Below are 2,240 nucleotides of genomic sequence, written 5' to 3' on the forward strand. Positions count from 1 at the left end.
GCGCACGGTGCTGACGAGCCTTTTCGGGAAGCAGGAGGCGTTCTTCAGTGCCGTCCAGCAGGTGGCCTGCCGCAACACGGTCAAGCTGCTGAAGCGGCTCAGGGGCAACGAGGTGACCATCGTGCACATGGCCAACGCGCTCCGCAATCCCGCCATCCTGGAGGAGTACGTTGCGGAGCTGGAGTCGACCCAGGGCCAGTCCGCGCTCACGGGCTACTTCCGCGCCGAAGTGCTGGGCAAGCTCGCGGACAAGATGCAGCAGTTCGCCCTGGGGCTCAGGCTGCAGGTGGAGGACCTGGTAGGGAACGACATGCTGCGGCGCATCTTCGACGGCCGGTCGGGGATCGACCTGGACCGGCACCTGGAGGGCGGCCAGGTCCTAGTGGTCAACACCGCCCTGGGTGCCCTGGGCAAGCTGGGGGACGTGTTCGGGCAGTTCGTGGTGATGCACCTGCAGAACGCGGTTTTCCGCCGGCCAGGGAACGAGTGGACGCGGGTGCCGCACTTTCTGTACGTGGACGAGTTCCCGCGCTATCTGAACCCGGACTTCGAGCGTTTGCTCGCCATCGGGCGCTCGTACCGGTGCGGGGTGGTGCTGGCCCTGCAGAACACCTCGCAGCTTCTCTTTGGCGAGTCCACCGCGTTCCGCGACGTGCTCCTGGGCAACTGCCGCACCAAGGTGGTGCTGAACCTGGACGACGCCAAAGACGCCCGGCGGTTCGCCGAGGAGATGGGCGAGGTGCGGGTTGAGGAAGAGAGGCGCACGGTGCGCCGGTTCCCGGGGCTCTGGGGCTGGCACACGGACGCCAAGCAGTACACCGAGGTGCAGCGGCCCCTCTTCTCCTACACCGACCTGCAGAACCTGGCCCCGGGCACGGGGGTGGTGAAGGCGGTGCGGAACGGCCGCCCGCAGCCGCCCGTAAAGGTTGAGTTCGACCTCGCCCCTCCCGACCGCAGGCCCGTCCCGGGCAGCGCTCGCGGAAAGGAGCCCGGGGAGTTGGAAGTGGTGGTGCCCGAGCGGCGGCGCGGGATCGAGGTGGTGGTGCCGCAGAGTGAGTCCTTCTTTCCCCGGGAAGGGGGTGGCAGGCGGTGAGGGTGTGGAGGGTGTCCTACCCGACCCAGGCACTGTACCTGGAGGTCCACGGCAGGGCTAGGCTGGTGACGGTGTTGGGGGGGCGGGACGACTTCCGGCGGTACGAGGACGCTGTGGCGCACATCGCGCACCTGCAGCAGATCTGGCCCGGGCTGCGGCTGTGCGGGCCGGAGCCCGTGGAGGAAAACGGCCTGGAGCCGGCGGGAAGGAGGGGAAAGCGGTGAAGAGGCCTGAGATCAGGTGGGTGCCCGTGTCCGACCTGCGCCCGGCGGCCTCACGGATCTTCCGCGAGCACACGCCCGAGGAGGTGGAGTCCATCGCGGCGTCCATCCGCCGGCTGGGAGGGGTGGTCCTGCACAACCTGGTCGTGCGGCCCCTGCCCGATGGGGGATACGAGATCATCTCGGGCCACGGCCGGGCCAAGGCGGCTGCAAAACTGGGCCTGGAGGAGGTTCCGGCGCTGGTCCTGGACGCGGATGCTCCTGAGGCGGAGATGGCGCTCATCGACGCCAACGTCGAGGTTCGCCCGCCCTCGCCCATGGAGCTGGCGCGGGCGATACGGCGGAGGAAGAACTTGCTCGGGCAAATCAAGCACGTCGGCCGGCCTGGGAAAGAAAATTGGTGTCGTAACGACACCAATTTCCCGGGCAGGAGTCTGGACGTTGTGGCGCGCGAGATGGGCATGTCATACCGACATGTTGCGCGGTACGACGCCTTGAACAACCTCATCCCGGAGTTCCAGGCCCTGGTGGAATCCGGCAGGCTGGGGGTGATGAACGGGTCGCAGCTTGCCCTGCTGCCCCCCGAGGTGCAGCACGAGCTGTACGAGGCCCTGGGGGACGCGGTGGCGGACCTGAAGGCGGACGAGATAAAGCGGCTCAAGGAGGAGCAGGAGCGGGGCTACCTTGTCCTGCGGGCGCTTCAGCGCAGGGTGGAGGAGCTGGAGGCGGAGCTTTCGTCCCTGCAGGAGGCCCATGGCACCCGCGAGGACCTGGAGCGGGAGCTGGAGGCCCTGCGGCGCAAGCGCCGGGAGCTGACCTACGACGTCATGGACCGCGAGCAGGCGCTGCGCGTGCAGGTGGAGAGGTTCCAGAAGCCGAGGGCGGCGCTGCTGTGGCTGGTGGAGTCGCTGGCCAGCCGGGTGCCG

At 68.4% G+C, this 2,240-nt stretch carries 3 protein-coding genes; all 3 read left to right on the forward strand.

Translation table 11 applies throughout. The features are described 5' to 3' along the window. The coding region (locus tag AB1609_21835; GenBank protein ID MEW6049076.1) for a TraM recognition domain-containing protein at positions 1 to 1,093 on the forward strand (1,093 nt) is incomplete at its 5' end. After that, positions 1,090 to 1,317 carry a hypothetical protein gene (locus AB1609_21840; protein MEW6049077.1) on the forward strand — a complete coding sequence of 76 codons (228 nt, stop codon included), beginning with the start codon at positions 1,090 to 1,092 and terminating at the stop codon, positions 1,315 to 1,317. The genes AB1609_21835 and AB1609_21840, both read left to right, overlap by 4 nt. Next, on the forward strand, positions 1,314 to 2,240 hold a 927-nt coding region (locus AB1609_21845; protein ID MEW6049078.1), incomplete at its 3' end, for a ParB/RepB/Spo0J family partition protein. The genes AB1609_21840 and AB1609_21845, both read left to right, overlap by 4 nt.

The organism is Bacillota bacterium (assembly GCA_040754675.1).
Classification (GTDB): domain Bacteria; phylum Bacillota; class Limnochordia; order Limnochordales; family Geochordaceae; genus Geochorda.